This is a genomic window from Bacillus rhizoplanae, assembly GCF_917563915.1.
In the GTDB taxonomy this organism is placed as follows: Bacteria; Bacillota; Bacilli; order Bacillales; family Bacillaceae_G; genus Bacillus_A; species Bacillus_A rhizoplanae.
The window spans coordinates 26,049-40,790 of record NZ_CAKJTI010000020.1; the positions used below are offsets into that span (position 1 = coordinate 26,049).

Annotated in this window: 15 protein-coding genes, 1 pseudogene and 1 riboswitch; of the genes and pseudogenes, 6 read left to right on the forward strand and 10 right to left on the reverse strand. The window is 37.0% G+C overall.

The annotated features are described in order from the left end of the window. Positions 1 to 10: 10 nt before the first annotated feature. The 5 genes from phaP to LRP84_RS16185 all read left to right on the forward strand — a co-directional run bounded on the left by phaP (position 11) and on the right by LRP84_RS16185 (position 3,738). Positions 11 to 535, forward strand: a complete 525-nt coding sequence (phaP, locus tag LRP84_RS16165) for a polyhydroxyalkanoic acid inclusion protein PhaP (protein WP_230576021.1) — start codon at positions 11 to 13, stop codon at positions 533 to 535. Between the two features lie 101 nt (positions 536 to 636). Continuing rightward, entirely contained in the window at positions 637 to 1,080 is a 444-nt protein-coding gene (locus LRP84_RS16170) for a MaoC family dehydratase (protein WP_230576022.1), read from the forward strand. 137 nt (positions 1,081 to 1,217) lie between these two features. Then, the gene (locus LRP84_RS16175; RefSeq protein ID WP_020061915.1) at positions 1,218 to 1,403 is read left to right on the forward strand and encodes an alpha/beta-type small acid-soluble spore protein; all 186 of its coding nucleotides are present in this window, start codon (positions 1,218 to 1,220) and stop codon (positions 1,401 to 1,403) included. Positions 1,404 to 1,615: 212 nt separating this feature from the next. After that, positions 1,616 to 1,788, forward strand: a riboswitch (yybP-ykoY riboswitch). A gap of 86 nt (positions 1,789 to 1,874) precedes the next feature. Further along, a complete protein-coding gene (locus LRP84_RS16180; protein WP_230576023.1) occupies positions 1,875 to 2,675 on the forward strand; it encodes a TerC family protein in 801 nt (266 codons plus the stop codon). A gap of 214 nt (positions 2,676 to 2,889) precedes the next feature. Beyond that, on the forward strand, positions 2,890 to 3,738 hold the full coding sequence (locus tag LRP84_RS16185) for a formate/nitrite transporter family protein (RefSeq protein WP_230576024.1): 849 nt from the start codon (positions 2,890 to 2,892) through the stop codon (positions 3,736 to 3,738). A 316-nt stretch (positions 3,739 to 4,054) separates the two neighbouring features. On the opposite strand, the gene LRP84_RS16190 is transcribed toward LRP84_RS16185, so the two are convergent. Further along, positions 4,055 to 4,894: an ABC transporter permease gene (locus LRP84_RS16190; RefSeq protein ID WP_230576025.1), complete on the reverse strand. Its 840-nt coding sequence runs from the start codon at positions 4,892 to 4,894 to the stop codon at positions 4,055 to 4,057. Continuing rightward, positions 4,887 to 6,092: a quaternary amine ABC transporter ATP-binding protein gene (locus tag LRP84_RS16195; RefSeq protein ID WP_230576026.1), complete on the reverse strand. Its 1,206-nt coding sequence runs from the start codon at positions 6,090 to 6,092 to the stop codon at positions 4,887 to 4,889. The genes LRP84_RS16190 and LRP84_RS16195 overlap by 8 nt, the downstream gene beginning before the upstream one ends. A gap of 210 nt (positions 6,093 to 6,302) precedes the next feature. Here LRP84_RS16195 and LRP84_RS16200 point away from each other — a divergent pair, with 210 nt between their 5' ends. Beyond that, entirely contained in the window at positions 6,303 to 7,160 is an 858-nt protein-coding gene (locus LRP84_RS16200) for a glycine betaine ABC transporter substrate-binding protein (protein ID WP_230576027.1), read from the forward strand. A 53-nt stretch (positions 7,161 to 7,213) separates the two neighbouring features. On the opposite strand, the pseudogene LRP84_RS16205 reads toward LRP84_RS16200, so the two are convergent. The 8 genes and pseudogenes from LRP84_RS16205 to LRP84_RS16240 all read right to left on the reverse strand — a co-directional run. Then, positions 7,214 to 7,336: pseudogene (locus LRP84_RS16205) on the reverse strand (ATP-dependent Clp protease proteolytic subunit); the annotation flags it as partial. Between the two features lie 184 nt (positions 7,337 to 7,520). Continuing rightward, positions 7,521 to 7,790, reverse strand: a complete 270-nt coding sequence (locus LRP84_RS16210; protein ID WP_098309122.1) for a DUF1292 domain-containing protein — start codon at positions 7,788 to 7,790, stop codon at positions 7,521 to 7,523. 329 nt (positions 7,791 to 8,119) lie between these two features. Further along, positions 8,120 to 9,571: an RNA-guided endonuclease InsQ/TnpB family protein gene (locus tag LRP84_RS16215; RefSeq protein WP_230576028.1), complete on the reverse strand. Its 1,452-nt coding sequence runs from the start codon at positions 9,569 to 9,571 to the stop codon at positions 8,120 to 8,122. A 376-nt stretch (positions 9,572 to 9,947) separates the two neighbouring features. Next, positions 9,948 to 10,664, reverse strand: coding sequence for a prepilin peptidase (locus LRP84_RS16220; RefSeq protein WP_230576029.1), 717 nt, complete (start codon positions 10,662 to 10,664; stop codon positions 9,948 to 9,950). 111 nt (positions 10,665 to 10,775) lie between these two features. Continuing rightward, a complete protein-coding gene (locus tag LRP84_RS16225; RefSeq protein ID WP_230576030.1) occupies positions 10,776 to 11,486 on the reverse strand; it encodes a LutC/YkgG family protein in 711 nt (236 codons plus the stop codon). After that, positions 11,486 to 12,907: a LutB/LldF family L-lactate oxidation iron-sulfur protein gene (locus LRP84_RS16230; protein WP_098310913.1), complete on the reverse strand. Its 1,422-nt coding sequence runs from the start codon at positions 12,905 to 12,907 to the stop codon at positions 11,486 to 11,488. Before LRP84_RS16230 ends, LRP84_RS16225 begins: the two co-directional genes overlap by 1 nt. Positions 12,908 to 12,925: 18 nt before the next feature. After that, positions 12,926 to 13,642, reverse strand: a complete 717-nt coding sequence (locus LRP84_RS16235) for a (Fe-S)-binding protein (RefSeq protein WP_098310914.1) — start codon at positions 13,640 to 13,642, stop codon at positions 12,926 to 12,928. A 175-nt stretch (positions 13,643 to 13,817) separates the two neighbouring features. Then, entirely contained in the window at positions 13,818 to 14,507 is a 690-nt protein-coding gene (locus LRP84_RS16240; RefSeq protein ID WP_302850613.1) for a FadR/GntR family transcriptional regulator, read from the reverse strand. Between the last annotated feature and the right edge of the window lie 235 nt (positions 14,508 to 14,742).

A 14,742-nucleotide genomic window follows, 5' to 3' on the forward strand; every position in this document is an offset into this window, starting at 1 on the left:
AGGTCAAGTCATGGAAACGAAACCACACGAACTTGTTGATGCATTCTGGAAAAACTGGTCACACTCTCTTTCCCTTTTTTCTTCAGCGGGAAAACAAATGGAACAACTTACATTAGAAACATTGAAACATCAGCAGGAAGCTTTGCATAAATTAACAGAAAGTACGGAAGAAATCGAAAAAGAAATCCAGCAATTTTCAGCGCAAGCAAACGCGCAATATGCTGAATATGTAAAGCAATTTTCTGGCAACTCCTTTAATGAACAAATTGACGGATGGCAAGAAAAATGGAATGAACTTTCTAGTCATATGCACCAATTTACTGTTTCTCCAACAAAAGCATCTTTGTCTTTACTTTCACAAACAAGCGGACAATTCGAAGAAGCAGTGAAACAACTGATTAGCCAACAACAACAACAACGTCAAGAGGTTCAAAAACAAATGGAAAGTTTTTTAGAAGAATTCAAATCCATGCAACTAGACCTCGTAAAAAAGTTCGAGGAAAACTCAAACAATCTATTCACTTCCATGAAATAAGAAAAATGTGGCAACTTACTGCAAAAAATACTCGTCTCTTTCTTTCTCCTCTTACATCAGGATGGCCCACATTTTTCAACATGGAACAGAAGGAGGAAGAAATGAATCCTTTTCAAGAAGCAGAATCTGTCCATGAGCTTTATTATGATGAGATTCACATTGGTGATCAAGCTTCTTTAACAAAAACGATTACAGACGAAGATATTGTTACTTTTGCAAAACTTACCGGTGACGTAAATCCAATTCATTTGCTTGATTCTTTTGCAAAAACAACGATGTTTAAAGAACGTATTGCTCACGGTATGCTCGTATCTAGCTTTATTTCAACAATACTTGGAACAAAGCTTCCAGGGAAAAATACCATTTATTTATCTCAAAATATGGCATTCCGTGCCCCTGTAAAAATTGGAGATACGCTACGTGTTGTCGCTGAAGTAATTGAAAAGCGCGATGACAAAAGAATTATTACACTACAAACAAATGTATATAATCAATACGACAAAGTTGTTGTTGAAGGTACAGCAACTGTCCTGAAAAAAGAGTAGCGCTGCTACTCTTTTTTCATTTCATCCAAGAACTGTTAGTATGACCGATTACTTCCGCGTATGAGTGAAAACAGAACACATACAATAACATTATCAGCTATCATAAGCTGAAAATAAAAAAAAGGGGTATATCTAACATGGCGAAAACAAATAAACTACTTGTCCCTGGCGCTGAACAAGCACTAGAACAATTTAAGTATGAAATTGCTCAAGAATTTGGCGTGAATTTAGGCTCTAACACAGCTTCTCGCTCTAACGGATCTGTTGGCGGTGAAGTAACAAAACGTCTCGTTTCACTTGCACAACAACAATTACGTGGATAATTAAATAAATAATGGATTTGAGGCAGATATTCTCTGCCTCTTTTCTTTTGCCTGTAGAAAGTATATAAAGTTCAACTAACCATCAGTGGGGGTTTTTTTCATCCCCCACTGATGGTTAGTTGAACCAATCCCGCATAAACGTTAAATATCTGAGCAAAAATTTTTAAAATGGTTGACAAACATTAACAGTTCCCATATATTATAAATAACAGCATATTTCCAAAGGGGAGTAGCGTCAGAGAAATTATTCTCTGAAACAAAGTCGTCATTACGTGGAACTATGTTCCTCCGGCTTTGTTGGCATATTTTATTACATATGTCTAGCAAGACCTTTGCCTATCAACGGCAGAGGTCTTTTTTGTGTTCGTTTTGAAATTTCTCTGCCATTGGTAGAGCTTATTTTGGGGAAGCTAAACAATGGGGAATTTTCTTCTTTTGTTTAGCACCTATACAAACGAGAGGAGAATGTAAATGGATTTATCTTTATTATTGGAGTATGGTTGGGTATTACTTATTTTAATTGTTTTGGAGGGAATTTTAGCAGCAGATAACGCGCTTGTCCTTGCTATTATGGTAAAACATTTACCGGAAGAAAAACGTAAAAAAGCCTTATTTTATGGGCTTGCAGGAGCCTTTGTATTTCGCTTTGGATCGCTGTTTATGATTTCATTTCTTGTCGATGTATGGCAAGTACAAGCGATCGGCGCCATCTATTTAATGTTTATTGCTGGTAACCATCTTGTAAAAACTTATGTAAAAAAGAATGCAGCGCACGAAGAAACAGAGGAAAACGAGACAGAGAAAAAACAAGAAAACTTTTGGTGGACTGTATTTAAAGTAGAGGTTGCTGATATTGCGTTTGCTATTGACTCTATTTTAGCGGCTGTTGCATTAGCTGTGACATTACCGAAAACAAATCTTGGTACGATCGGTAGCCTCGATACAGCACAGTTTTTCGTTATTTTCGCAGGTGGTATGATTGGATTAATCATTATGCGCTTTGCCGCATCTGCTTTCGTAAACTTACTGAAACGTAAACCTGGGTTAGAAACTGCTGCATTCACAATTGTAGGTTGGGTTGGTGTGAAATTAGCAGTTCATACGTTGGCTCACCCTGCATTAGGTGTGATTCCACATGAATTCCCAGAATCAGCTACTTGGAAAATTATATTTTGGACTGTATTGCTTGGAATTGGTGCATGTGGCTGGTTCTTATCAAAAGAAACAACGCCAAATGTACAACAAGATTCGAAAAAAGAAAAAGCGCTGTAATTTCAGCGCTTTTTCTTTTTTCTTTGAAAATGACCGAACTTTCTTAATCATTGAAAACACACTATATTATATAACATAAATGTTAACGCTTTCATTAAAATGATGTCCTTTTTGTGAAATATTGCACAAACTTATTGAAAGTATGAACAAATACGTGTACTTTATTCATATCAAGAGTATTTATAAACGATGTATTAAAGGAGCGTAATGACTTATGCTAGAACAGGGAGTAGCTTACCTTGTGCAGCTTGCAAAGAAGAAGAAACAAATGCTAGATAACAATCCAATGCAATATTTTCTTCGTGCTGCACTTGCTGGTATCTATATTGGTTTTACGATTGTACTATGTTTTAAATTAGGGAATTTCTTTCATGATGCACATTCACCTGCAACATATTTAGCATCTTCTATGTTTTTTGGAATTGCACTCATTTTAATTATTTATGGCGGTGCTGAATTATTTACAGGAAATACAATGTATTTCACAGTTGCAACTTTACGAAAAGAAACAACAATTGCTGATACATTACGTAACTGGGGTGCTTGTTATTTAGGGAACTTAGTAGGGGCAATATTTTTCGCAGCACTCTTTTATGCGACTGGTATTTTTGAAACAATTAGTCACAGTCACTTATTAAATGAAGTTGTCGGAGGAAAGATGGGCGCATCAACAATGCATCTATTTTTTAAAGCTATTTTATGTAACTGGCTCGTTTGTCTTGCATGTTTCCTTCCTTCTCAAGTAAAAGGAGATACAGCGAAAATGCTTATGACGATGCTTATTGTCTTTACTTTCTTCTTATCTGGATATGAACATAGCATCGCAAATCTATCACTATTTACAATTTCTTTAGTATCACCACACCCTGATACAATTTCTTTTGCAGGTGCAATCCATAACTTAATTCCAGTTACCATTGGAAATATTATTGGCGGATCGGTGTTTGTCGGCATGGTATATCATTATTTGACTATAACAAAAAGTAACCTAGAATCTACAGAAGATGGAATCGTTTCCCCGCAAACTGAAGAAATCATTCCATTACAGGCGCATGCGAAATAAAGTGAAACTTCCTTCTGGGAGCGTTTTTTTCCCAGAAGGTTAGTTGAACCAATCGGGCCCTTACAGACGGTTTGTTTCTCTTCCTTGCCTTACTTCTTACCGGCTGTTTGGGCGGGATAAAGTGAAACTTCCTTCTGGGAGCGTTTTTTTCCCAGAAGGTTAGTTGAACCAATCGGACACATGCAAGCAGTTGATCCCCCACCTTCCTTCCTTGTTTCTCTCTGAATCTTGAGGCGGGAGTCTTACTGCCCGTTAATGCGGGATAAATAAAAAAACATGCTTCATTATGATTCTATAACGAAGCATGTTTTTTTATTTATCCTCTTCTTTTTCGATGAAAACCTTGTGTAATTCGATCTAATATAATCGCAATCACTACGATAGCTAGTCCAGCTTCAAATCCCATTCCAATATTCACTTGCGTAACTGAACGATACACATCTACACCAAGTCCTGGTGCTCCTACAAGTGACGCTGTAACAACCATTGATAATGATAACATAATACTTTGGTTAACCCCAGCCATAATGGTTCCTGTCGCAAGCGGCAATTGTACTTTAAACAACTTTTGTGATGCAGTAGAGCCAAAAGCATTCGCAGCTTCAATCAAATCTTCTGGTACTTGTCTAATTCCTAAGTCTGTAAAGCGAATTGTTGGTGGCATCGCAAAAATTACAGATGCAATAATCCCTGGAACGACACCTACTCCAAAGAATGTAATAGCTGGAATTAAGTACACAAAGGCTGGCATTGTTTGCATAAAATCTAATGTTGGCCTTAAAATTTTTGAAAACCGTTCATTTTGTGACGCTAAAATACCGATTGGAATCCCGACAATAATGGAAATGATAACCGACGTAAGAACAAGCGCTAATGTTTGCATCGTTTGTCCCCAGTAGTGAATGTTTAGAATGAATAATAAGCCAATTAACGCAAAAACCATTAAAGATATTTTCCGCGTTGTATACCAAATGAGAAAACATAAAACGATGATCATTAAAAATGCTGGAATCAACGTTAAAAAATTTGTAAATAAATCAACGAAACCACCAATAACGTATGAAAAACCTCTAAATAGCCCTTCAAAATGAGCATATAAACTAGCTACAAACACATCGACCCATTCACCTAATGGAATGCGTGGAATACTATTCATCGTCATTCACCTCTTCCTCAATATTTCCTGCAAGGGCTTGAATGACACTTTCTCGTTTGATTATGCCTCTTAACCTTTTCTTCTCATCAATAACCGGTAATGGGAGCTTCATCTCTGCCATTTTCGCATATGTCTCTTCAAGTAATGTATCTAAATACACGTGCGGAATATCTTTCAGCAGTAAATCAGCAATCGGCCACTGTTTTTGAACCGCTTTATTTGCGTCATCAGCTGTTAATATCCCTAAAAATTCATGTTTTTTATTTACAACATATACAGTAGACACGCCTGCATTTCTCATAATTTGCAGTGCTACACGTGGTCCGCGATCGATTAGTAATGTTTCTGGTCTTTTCAAAATAGATTCAGCAGTAATAACTTTTCCTAAATTCACATCCGCAACGAATTTTTCCACGAATTCATTCGCAGGGCTCATCATAATTTCTTCAGGAGTTCCAATTTGTACGATTTCTCCATCTTTCATTAATGCAATACGATCACCAATTCGAAGCGCCTCATCTAAATCATGCGTAATAAAAATAATTGTTTTTTCCATCTTATCTTGCAGCTCTAACAATTCATCCTGCATTTCTTTTCGAATGAGTGGATCTAATGCGCTAAATGCCTCGTCCATAAGTAGGACATCCGGGTCGTTTGTAAGAGCTCTTGCAATGCCGACGCGTTGCTGCATTCCACCGCTTAATTGCCCTGGATAACTATCTTTATGATGATCTAATCCTACTAACTTAAGTGATTCTAGAGCCTTCGCTTCTCTTTCTTCTACCGGAACCCCCTGTATTTCTAATCCATAGGCAACATTTTGCAAGACAGTACGATGTGGGAATAGCGCAAACTTTTGAAAAACCATACTCATTTTCGTTCTTCTGACTTTCCTAAGCGCCTCTTTCCCCATCGTTGCGATGTCTTCTCCATCTATGTATATATGACCTGCTGTTGGTTTTATTAATTGGTTTAACATCCGAACTAGAGTCGACTTCCCACTTCCTGACAATCCCATAATTACAAATATTTCTCCTGTATATACTTCAAACGTTGCCTTTTTCACCCCAACGTTCATCCCTGTTTCTTTCAATATTTCTGATTTACTTTTTCCTTTTTTTAATAACGCAACTGCTCTTTGAGGGTTTTTTCCAAATACTTTTGTTACGTTTTCAACACGAACTTTTGTATTTTCCATACAACGACTCCTTTTCTGTCCATCTATTCACATAGTGTAGCGATTTTAAACAGAAATATTACATAGAAATTACTCCTATAAGTTTTTTTAAAATCTTCGTTTCCGTTCATAATAAGAAGGTTCGCATATAGATTTAGCAATGCTATACAAAATTAAATACACACATTCCCATAAAAAGAAATTTTCTATTTATGAAACGGGAGGCTTTCAATGAAACGAAAAATATGGCTTATATGCATTTTGTTATTCATCGGTATGATTATTACCTCTTGTAATGCAACAAATGCAAATACGAAAGGAAAAATTAAACTTGGTGTAACAAGTTGGAAGGAAAATATTGCGGTTGCAAATATGTGGAAAGTTTTATTAGAACAAAAAGGATACAAAGTTGAACTCATGTATTTAGAAAAAGCTGCCATTTGGACCGGTGTTGCTCGCGGCGATGTAGATGCAAACTTAGAAGTATGGCTCCCTGTTACTGATAAACCATTAAATGATCGGTATAAAAATGACATTGTTTTAAAATCAAAATGGTATGAAGGAACTGGGCTAGGTTTAGTCGTCCCTTCTTATATGAAGGACATTAACAGTATCGAGGAGTTAAATGCTCATAAAGATGAATTAAATAATAAAATTGTCGGTATTGAACCTGGTAGCAGTCTTATGAATTTAACCGATAAAGCAATGAAAGAATATGATATAAAGCTAAAACTTGTCCAATCTTCAGAAGCAGCAATGATGAGTGAGCTAAAAAAAGCATATACGCAAAAGAAACCAATCGTTGTAACGCTTTGGAATCCACACTGGGGCTTTTCAGAATTTGATTTAAAATATTTAAAAGACCCTAAGAAAGTATATGGTGAAAAAGATAACATTTATTACTCTGTAAGAAAAGGTTTTGAAAAAGATTACCCGGATATTGTGAAATATTTCGATAGATGGAAAATGAATGATGAACAGCTTGGTACATTAATGGTTATGTTAAATAAAACAAAGGATCCCGAAGAGGCTACTCGAAAATGGATTAAAAAGAACCAGGCATTAGTAAATGAATGGATAAAAGATTAATTTATTACGCAAAAATAGGCCAGAGAACCCAATGTCCTCTGGCCTATTGTAAGTTATTTTTTGTCAATAACAGCATTAATAATCCCATATGCTTTCGCTTCTTCCGCTGTCATAAAGTAATCTCTTTCTGTATCATGTTCTACCTTTTCAATTGGTTGCCCTGTTCGATCTGATAGGGATACCGCCACATGCCCATCAACTTAAGATCTCATAATACCCCCAGGACGAAAATTCTGTGCATTTTGCTCGTTTTTATTGTTTTGGGATAACTCGTTCATTTAGCTTGATGGCGATGTGGTGTTACCCCTATATACAAAAACAGAGGGCAGATATGCATCCCCCTCTTGTGTCCAACCAATATTATTCTTGCTCGTCCATAATTTTTTCAAACGCAGCAGATACTTTTTCAAATTCCTCGTCACTTTCAATATATGAGAATTCACTATCTTCTTCTACTTTTAAAAAGAAGATATCAATGTCTTCCTCTGTTTCCGTTTGAATGTCTTCTACAAAGCCAACAGCAATGTATTCTGCTCCTTCGACATTCATCGTTCCGAGCACTTCAACTTCCTGCTCCTCATTACTCTCATCGCTAAGGGTAAAAATTTCGCCTACTTCAATTTCCGACATATTCATTCTCCTCCAGTTATACTCTAAAAAATAGAACGTTCAAATCGCATACTTTCTAGTATATCTTTCCATAAAAAATCAAATTAATGCGCAAAGAACAACAATTTTTTGCTGCTTCAGCATAAGAATCCTACTAAAAGGATATCATCTGTGAATATGAATGAATACATTTGGGGTTCTCGTCACATGCCCATCAGGCTATGACAAATCATTATCTCCAAAACGAAAAAACGCTATTCTTTCTATAAACAGGATAGCGTTCTTTGTATGAAAACTCCCGCCACTTATCTCCTCCGGATCTTGAAGTGGGGGTTTCTCGTGTATCACCTTCAAGAGATGCTTAACACGAGTGGAGTTGACACAGCTGCCTGATGGCACAACCCCTCTATTCCATCGGCAAACGCCTTTGGAACTGCTTTTTTTAAGATGTTATAGGAACCGTTCACATCTGCGTTCAGTAGTTTATTCTCTTTCGTACGATACAAGCCACGTTTGATACGTTTCCCACTGAATACAGGAATGTCTTCCTCACCGTAAGTGGGGATCACATCATTGTCTAGAAAGGATGCCTTGCTTGTATACGATTCTTCCACGACTTGTGCAATAATACCTTTTCGTTTTGCTTTATAGATGATCATTTTAATGAGGAGATTGTGTGGGATATGGCAGAACGATTGATTCTGTCGTTTTCCCATCTCACTGTTTTGTTTCCATGATGTATTTTTCCCAATCACAATCATAGAGATCTCATGTTGAACTGCGAAATGAACAATGTGGTAACTGATTTTGTGAAAGAAATCTTTTATCTTGAGAAACCGTTTTTCATGAAGCCTCTCTAAGCGATTTGATGTATGTGGTCCTTCTTTTGGTTCTTTTCCATGACGAAGAATCCCCAGTAAATGAGCCTTTTGTTTGTTGTAGTATTGATTGATACTTTTGATGACACTGCCCTTTACTAACACAGGAGTAGCCCCTGTATTCGTTGTGATAGTTGCAATGTTATTAATCCCTAAATCAATACTCATATAGCGATTGTTGTCTACATACTCAGGTGATGGTTCGGACTGTTCTGTTACAATTTCCACCTTGAATTTCCCGTAAGCAGGACACACACGTACCTCTTTGAGATTACCAATCTGTCCGAACAATTTACCAATATTTAATTTTATGCTTGTTTTTGGAAAACGAATGTATTTATCTTGGAGTTTACATACTTGATTTGTGAATGCAATTTCTCTCATAGGTGATCTAATATACTTTGGAATGCGAGGTCTGCCCGTAAAAGTGGAGGGATGTTTCTGATATGCTTTCATGGAAGCGAAGAATGATTTCCAGTTTTGATATAACTTCTTCATGACCGCTTGATTCGTTTGCGCTGGCAAGTTCATATAATCTTGTTGTTTCATTGTTTTAAACAAACAATCTAGAAAGTTATAGGATAGAAATGATTTCTCTTTTGTAGGTAATGTGAACAGATTACATTTCATTTCTTTGTGTTCTTTAACAGGTTTTTCTTTCTGTTTTTGCACACGTTTTTGATACGCACGAAGTTGATTTTCATTCATGATTTCAATATATGCTTGTAATGTATGAAGAACTTCTTGTTGAAGTGGCTGTAATGGTTTCTCAGTACGTAAGGCCGTATATACTTGGCGAATATAGAAGTTTGTTGTATTGTAAAGGTTTTTGGCGTTTTGACACATTTCTAGGAAGTAAGAGTATAGCTTATGACCTTTCTTGATCCAAATTTGATAGGTTGCATATTCTCTTTCTTTCGTCATCATTTTCACCTCCTTCTTTCCTTTATGATACTACAAAACACCAAAAAAAGAACATATATTCGCCATACTACAAAAATATTTTTACAAATGCTCTGGCAATTCATCTCCACCTTAAACTGGGCTATGCCCTGCACGTTTTGAAGGTGGAGTTTTCTTGCCAATTTTTCGATAAATTTATGTTATATTGGTGGCGATAGGATTACCGTATCATAAAAAAGTCTTATACGTTAAAAAATAATATCTAAACTTCTCATCCTCAATGTTTTTATAAACAGAAAAAAGGGTAGATGGTGAACGATTGTACTGTTATAGCTAGCATAAAGCCAGCTGGACACGGCCTTTGATCATCCATATATACGTTCATCTAATCCCTCCTCTACATACACATACTATATGCACATACTGTTCCAAGCGCAATAAATGGTGCAAAAGGAAGCGGTTCTTTATAAGTCATGCGCCGAACGATAACAGAAATAGTAAGAAAGCAAAGACCAAATAATGAAGAGAAACAAAGTGACAGTAGTATTGCTTTTGTTCCAACTACAAATCCAAGTAAAATGAACAATTTGACATCTCCACCGCCAATACCTGCTGGATGAATTACTTGAATCATATATAAAAACACAAACATAACCGCTGCTCCCAGTAACCCATCCCACCATGGGGAAAGCGGTATAAAAAAACGTTCTATTACAAATAGCCCTGCAAAAAAGAATAAAATACGATTTGGAATTATCATATAGAGAAGATCTGTGATGGTAACAATGAAAAGAAGTGATAATAGAGTCCAAACAATAATAAGCTGCTCACTAGGACCGATAAAAAGTGCTGTAAGGAGAAACGATATACCTGCAATCCCCTCAAATAGCGGATGAAAAAATGAGATTTTTATATCACAATGTGTGCACCGTCCTTTTTGTATACAAAATGATAAAATAGGAATCAACTCTTTTACTTGTAATACATAATGACAATGCGAACAGTGTGAGCGCGGTTTTATAATGGAATAACCGAGTGGAATGCGATAGGCAACAACTTGATAAAAAGAGCCTAGTATCAAGCCAGCGAAAAAAGCATATACATAAAATAGCATTTCGCCATCTCCTTTCGCACCTAATATAGCAAAAAAGTTTAACATGTTGTATTTTCAAAAATTTATCTTTATCTATAAAAAAACAGACCTTTACTAGGCCTGTTTTTTTATTTATACAACAAAATAAAATGCTTTTAATGGTCCATGTACACCAACGACAAGGTTCATTTCAATGTCAGCAGAGTTACTTGGTCCTGTAATAAAGTTAATACAAGAAGCTGGGGCTTCTCCATTTTCTACACGTGTATTTAAATCATGCACTGCTTGTGTAATACGCGGTACTAATGTTTCACGTGGAATAATAGCTACGTAAATAGTTGGTAAGAAGTGTAGTGAACGTCCTCTTCCTTTATGACTTTGCACTACAATTGTACCAGATTCCGCTAACGTATAATCACTAAACGAAATTCCGATATTTGCTTTTTCCGCTAGCTTCATGTTTTCATCTTTCTTCTCGGGATCCCAAGTATTCACTTCTACGTTTTCACCCGGAAGTTCCGCTCCAAACAGCTCTTGTAATCCATACTCTTCAAAACGATCATCTTGAGATAACATAATTGGCCCGCCGCCATTTTCTGTGATAACTTTCTTGATTGCTGCACTTAATTCATCTCTATTCGTTTCAATGACAGTCGTATGAATGTTGTTACATTGTTTCTTAAATACTTCTAATAGTTCTTCTTGTGAGTAATCATTTAGCGTTTCTAAATTCACATTATTTTTCCATAAAGGGCGCTGTACCCCTTCTGTTTTGCGTTCCCGTCCAAGCTGTTTTGCGACATTCTCTAAAAATGAATCACGGTTTTGAATCGTTCCTGCCATTAGTTATTCCCGCCTTTCTTATGCTCTTTATACCAATCACGGAATCTTTCTTTGCTTGGAGCTGGGAATTCACGAATCTCCGTCCAATTTTTAAGCGGTCCCACACCTTTAGAAACGCGGTTTCCGGATGTGAATGGGCTCATTGCAGCCGGCGCCATTTTAGATCCCATTTTGTATAAAGCAGCAGAAGAAGCGCCCATACTAAACATCTTCATCGCAAGCTTTTCTGCAAGCGGTGCACGTCCTTCTTTTTCCACAATTACTTGACGATGTTTTAATAACAAGTCATGTAATGGAATTTTTACTGGACAAGCTTCTGTACATGCTCCGCATAAACTAGATGCATATGGAAGTTCTTTATAATCATCATAGCCACCTAAAAGCGGTGTTAATACCGCACCAATTGGACCTGAATAAATAGATCCGTAAGAGTGACCGCCAACATGACGATACACAGGACATACATTCACACATGCCGCACAGCGAATACATTGCAATACTTGACGGAACTCAGAACCTAAAATTTCAGAACGGCCATTATCTACAACAACTAAATGGAACTCTTCTGGTCCATCTACTTCGTCTTCTTGAATTGGCCCTGCTACTGTTACATAACTTGTTAGCTTTTGACCAACAGCACTGCGGCAAAGTAAACCAACAAGAACATCAAGTTCTTCCATTGTTGGAACCATACGTTCCATACCCATTACTGCAATTTGCGTTTTCGGGATGGACATAACAAGGTCTGCATTACCTTCATTTGTTACTAAACAAAGAGAGCCTGTGTTAGCAACTGCAAAGTTACATCCTGTTACGCCAATTTCTGCATCCATAAATTTTTCACGAAGAATTTTACGAACGAATTTCGTCATTTCATACGGATCATCAGAGTTTTCATATCCTAATTTTTCTTTAAACACACCTTGAATTTGCGTTCTATTTTTATGAAGCGCTGGTGCAACAATGTGAGATGGTGGATCATTGTCTACTTGTAAAATGTATTCCCCTAAGTCACTCTCAACGACTTCACAGCCGATTTCTTGAAGTACATGGTTCATACCGATTTCTTCTGTTACCATTGATTTTGATTTAACTACTTTTTTCGCTTGTTTCTTTTCAGCTACTTGTTTAATATACTCAGCTGCTTCTTCCTTCGTTTTCGCAAAGAAAACATGACCGCCTCGTTTTGATACATTTTCACTCAGCTGCATTAAATAATAATCTAAATTTTCTAGCGTATGCTGACGAATTTGTTCACCAAGGTCACGCCACTCTTCCCAGTTTCCTAGCTCATCAGCTGCCTCTAAACGTTTTGTGTATAGACGCGTTTGTGCAGACGATACTGCTCCGCGCATAAATGAATCTTGAAGATTTTCGCCAACACGATCATTAAATTTTTTATCACTAGTTTTCATAGACATAGCTTACTTCCCCCTCCATCAGCGGCTATTCAATACTTCAGCAATATGCATCACTTTTACATTTTTTCCTAAACGCTCGATACGCCCGCCAATGTTTAACAAACACCCACAGTCTGCTCCAATTAAATAATCTGCTCCAGTTTCCATGACACTGTCGACTTTTTCATCTACCATTTGCTCAGAAATTGGAGTCATTTTTACTGAGAACGTTCCCCCAAAACCGCAACAATTTTGTACATTTGGTAGTTCTTTCACTTCTAGACCTTTCACATTTGATAGTAAAATGCCTGGAGCCTCTTTTACTCCTAGTAAACGTGTCATATGACAAGATTTATGAACCGTTGCTACGCCATCCAAACGAGCACCAACGTCAGTAACTTTTAACACATCAACAATAAATTGTGTCAGTTCGTATGTCTTTTCAGCTACTTTTTTCGCACGTGGTCCCCATTCTGGATCATCTTTAAATACGTGTGGATACTCGTGAAACATTGTCGCACAAGAACCGGAAGGTGTAACGATATACTCAGCGTTTTCAAATGTGCTAATCATATGCTTCATTGCTTCTTTTGCTGCTTCTACGTGGCCGCTATTGTAAGCTGGTTGTCCACAACAAACTTGCGCTTCTGGAAATTCAATTTCACAACCTAATCGCTCTAAAATTTCAACCGTTGCTTTGCCGACATTTGTTTCAAACATATCGACTAAGCACGTAACAAATAATGTAACTTTCATATTATAGTTCCCCCTCATTTCAACTCAGCCAACATTCATATGGTCATCAGATGACTTAGTAAAAAAGAAAGAAGCGAAACATAAACTGCTCATGTTCATTCTTTCTTCTATTTAGAAAACGCTTACTTATTCTTTCTCTATTTTATCAAAAAAATAAAATTTTGAAAGTACAATATTACGAATTTGTTTTCTCGATGCCTGTGACCATAGATTCTACATTCGTTAGATGATCTTGCATCGCTTGCTGCGCTGCTTCAATATCATTCTCTAACACTGCTTCATAAATTTTTCGATGCTCTTCTAGAAGTCGTTCTGCTGTTGTTTGTTCACCATATAAAATAATCCGTCTTGTTTCACCGATTGCTTCAGCAATCATTTCAGAAACATGGTTCATCAATTCTAACAAAATGTTGTTATGTGAAGCTTCTGCAATTGCCATATGGAAACGAAAATCTGCTTGTTCACCGCCATCTTCATCTCCTATACTCTTTTGCATCTCATCTAACCAATGCTGCATATTGTGTAAATTTTCTTCTGTACGTTTTACTGTTGCCGCACGAACTGCTCCTACTTCAAGCACTTTCCGCACTTCCAATAAATTCACAATATCCTCTTGTTTCATTAATAGCGTTGTACTTAATGACGTAGTTAATGAAGATGCATCAAAATTCCTCACATACGTACCTTCCCCTTGTTTCATCTCAATTAAGCCCATTGCTCGCAAAGCGCTTAACGCTTCGCGCACAGCAGATCTGCCAACTTGAAACTGCTCTGCCAATTGATGAACAGGAAGAAGTTTGTCACCAGGCTTTAATGTACCATTTTTAATCATTGCTAAAATGGCTTCCGATACTTCTTCGTAAATTTTTTTCGGCTTAATAGATTTATACTCCAGTTGTATCACCCCAGTATCATCCAGACAACAATGACAACAATTTATCCCGCGCTAACGGGCAGTAGGACTCTCACCTCAAGATTCTGAGAAGTCAAAGAAGATAGGCGAGAGATAACTGCTGGCATGCGCCAGATTCGTTCAACTAACCATCGGCAGGAAGATAAATCGTCTCCCCACTGCTGCAAGTTTCACTTTATATAGAAAA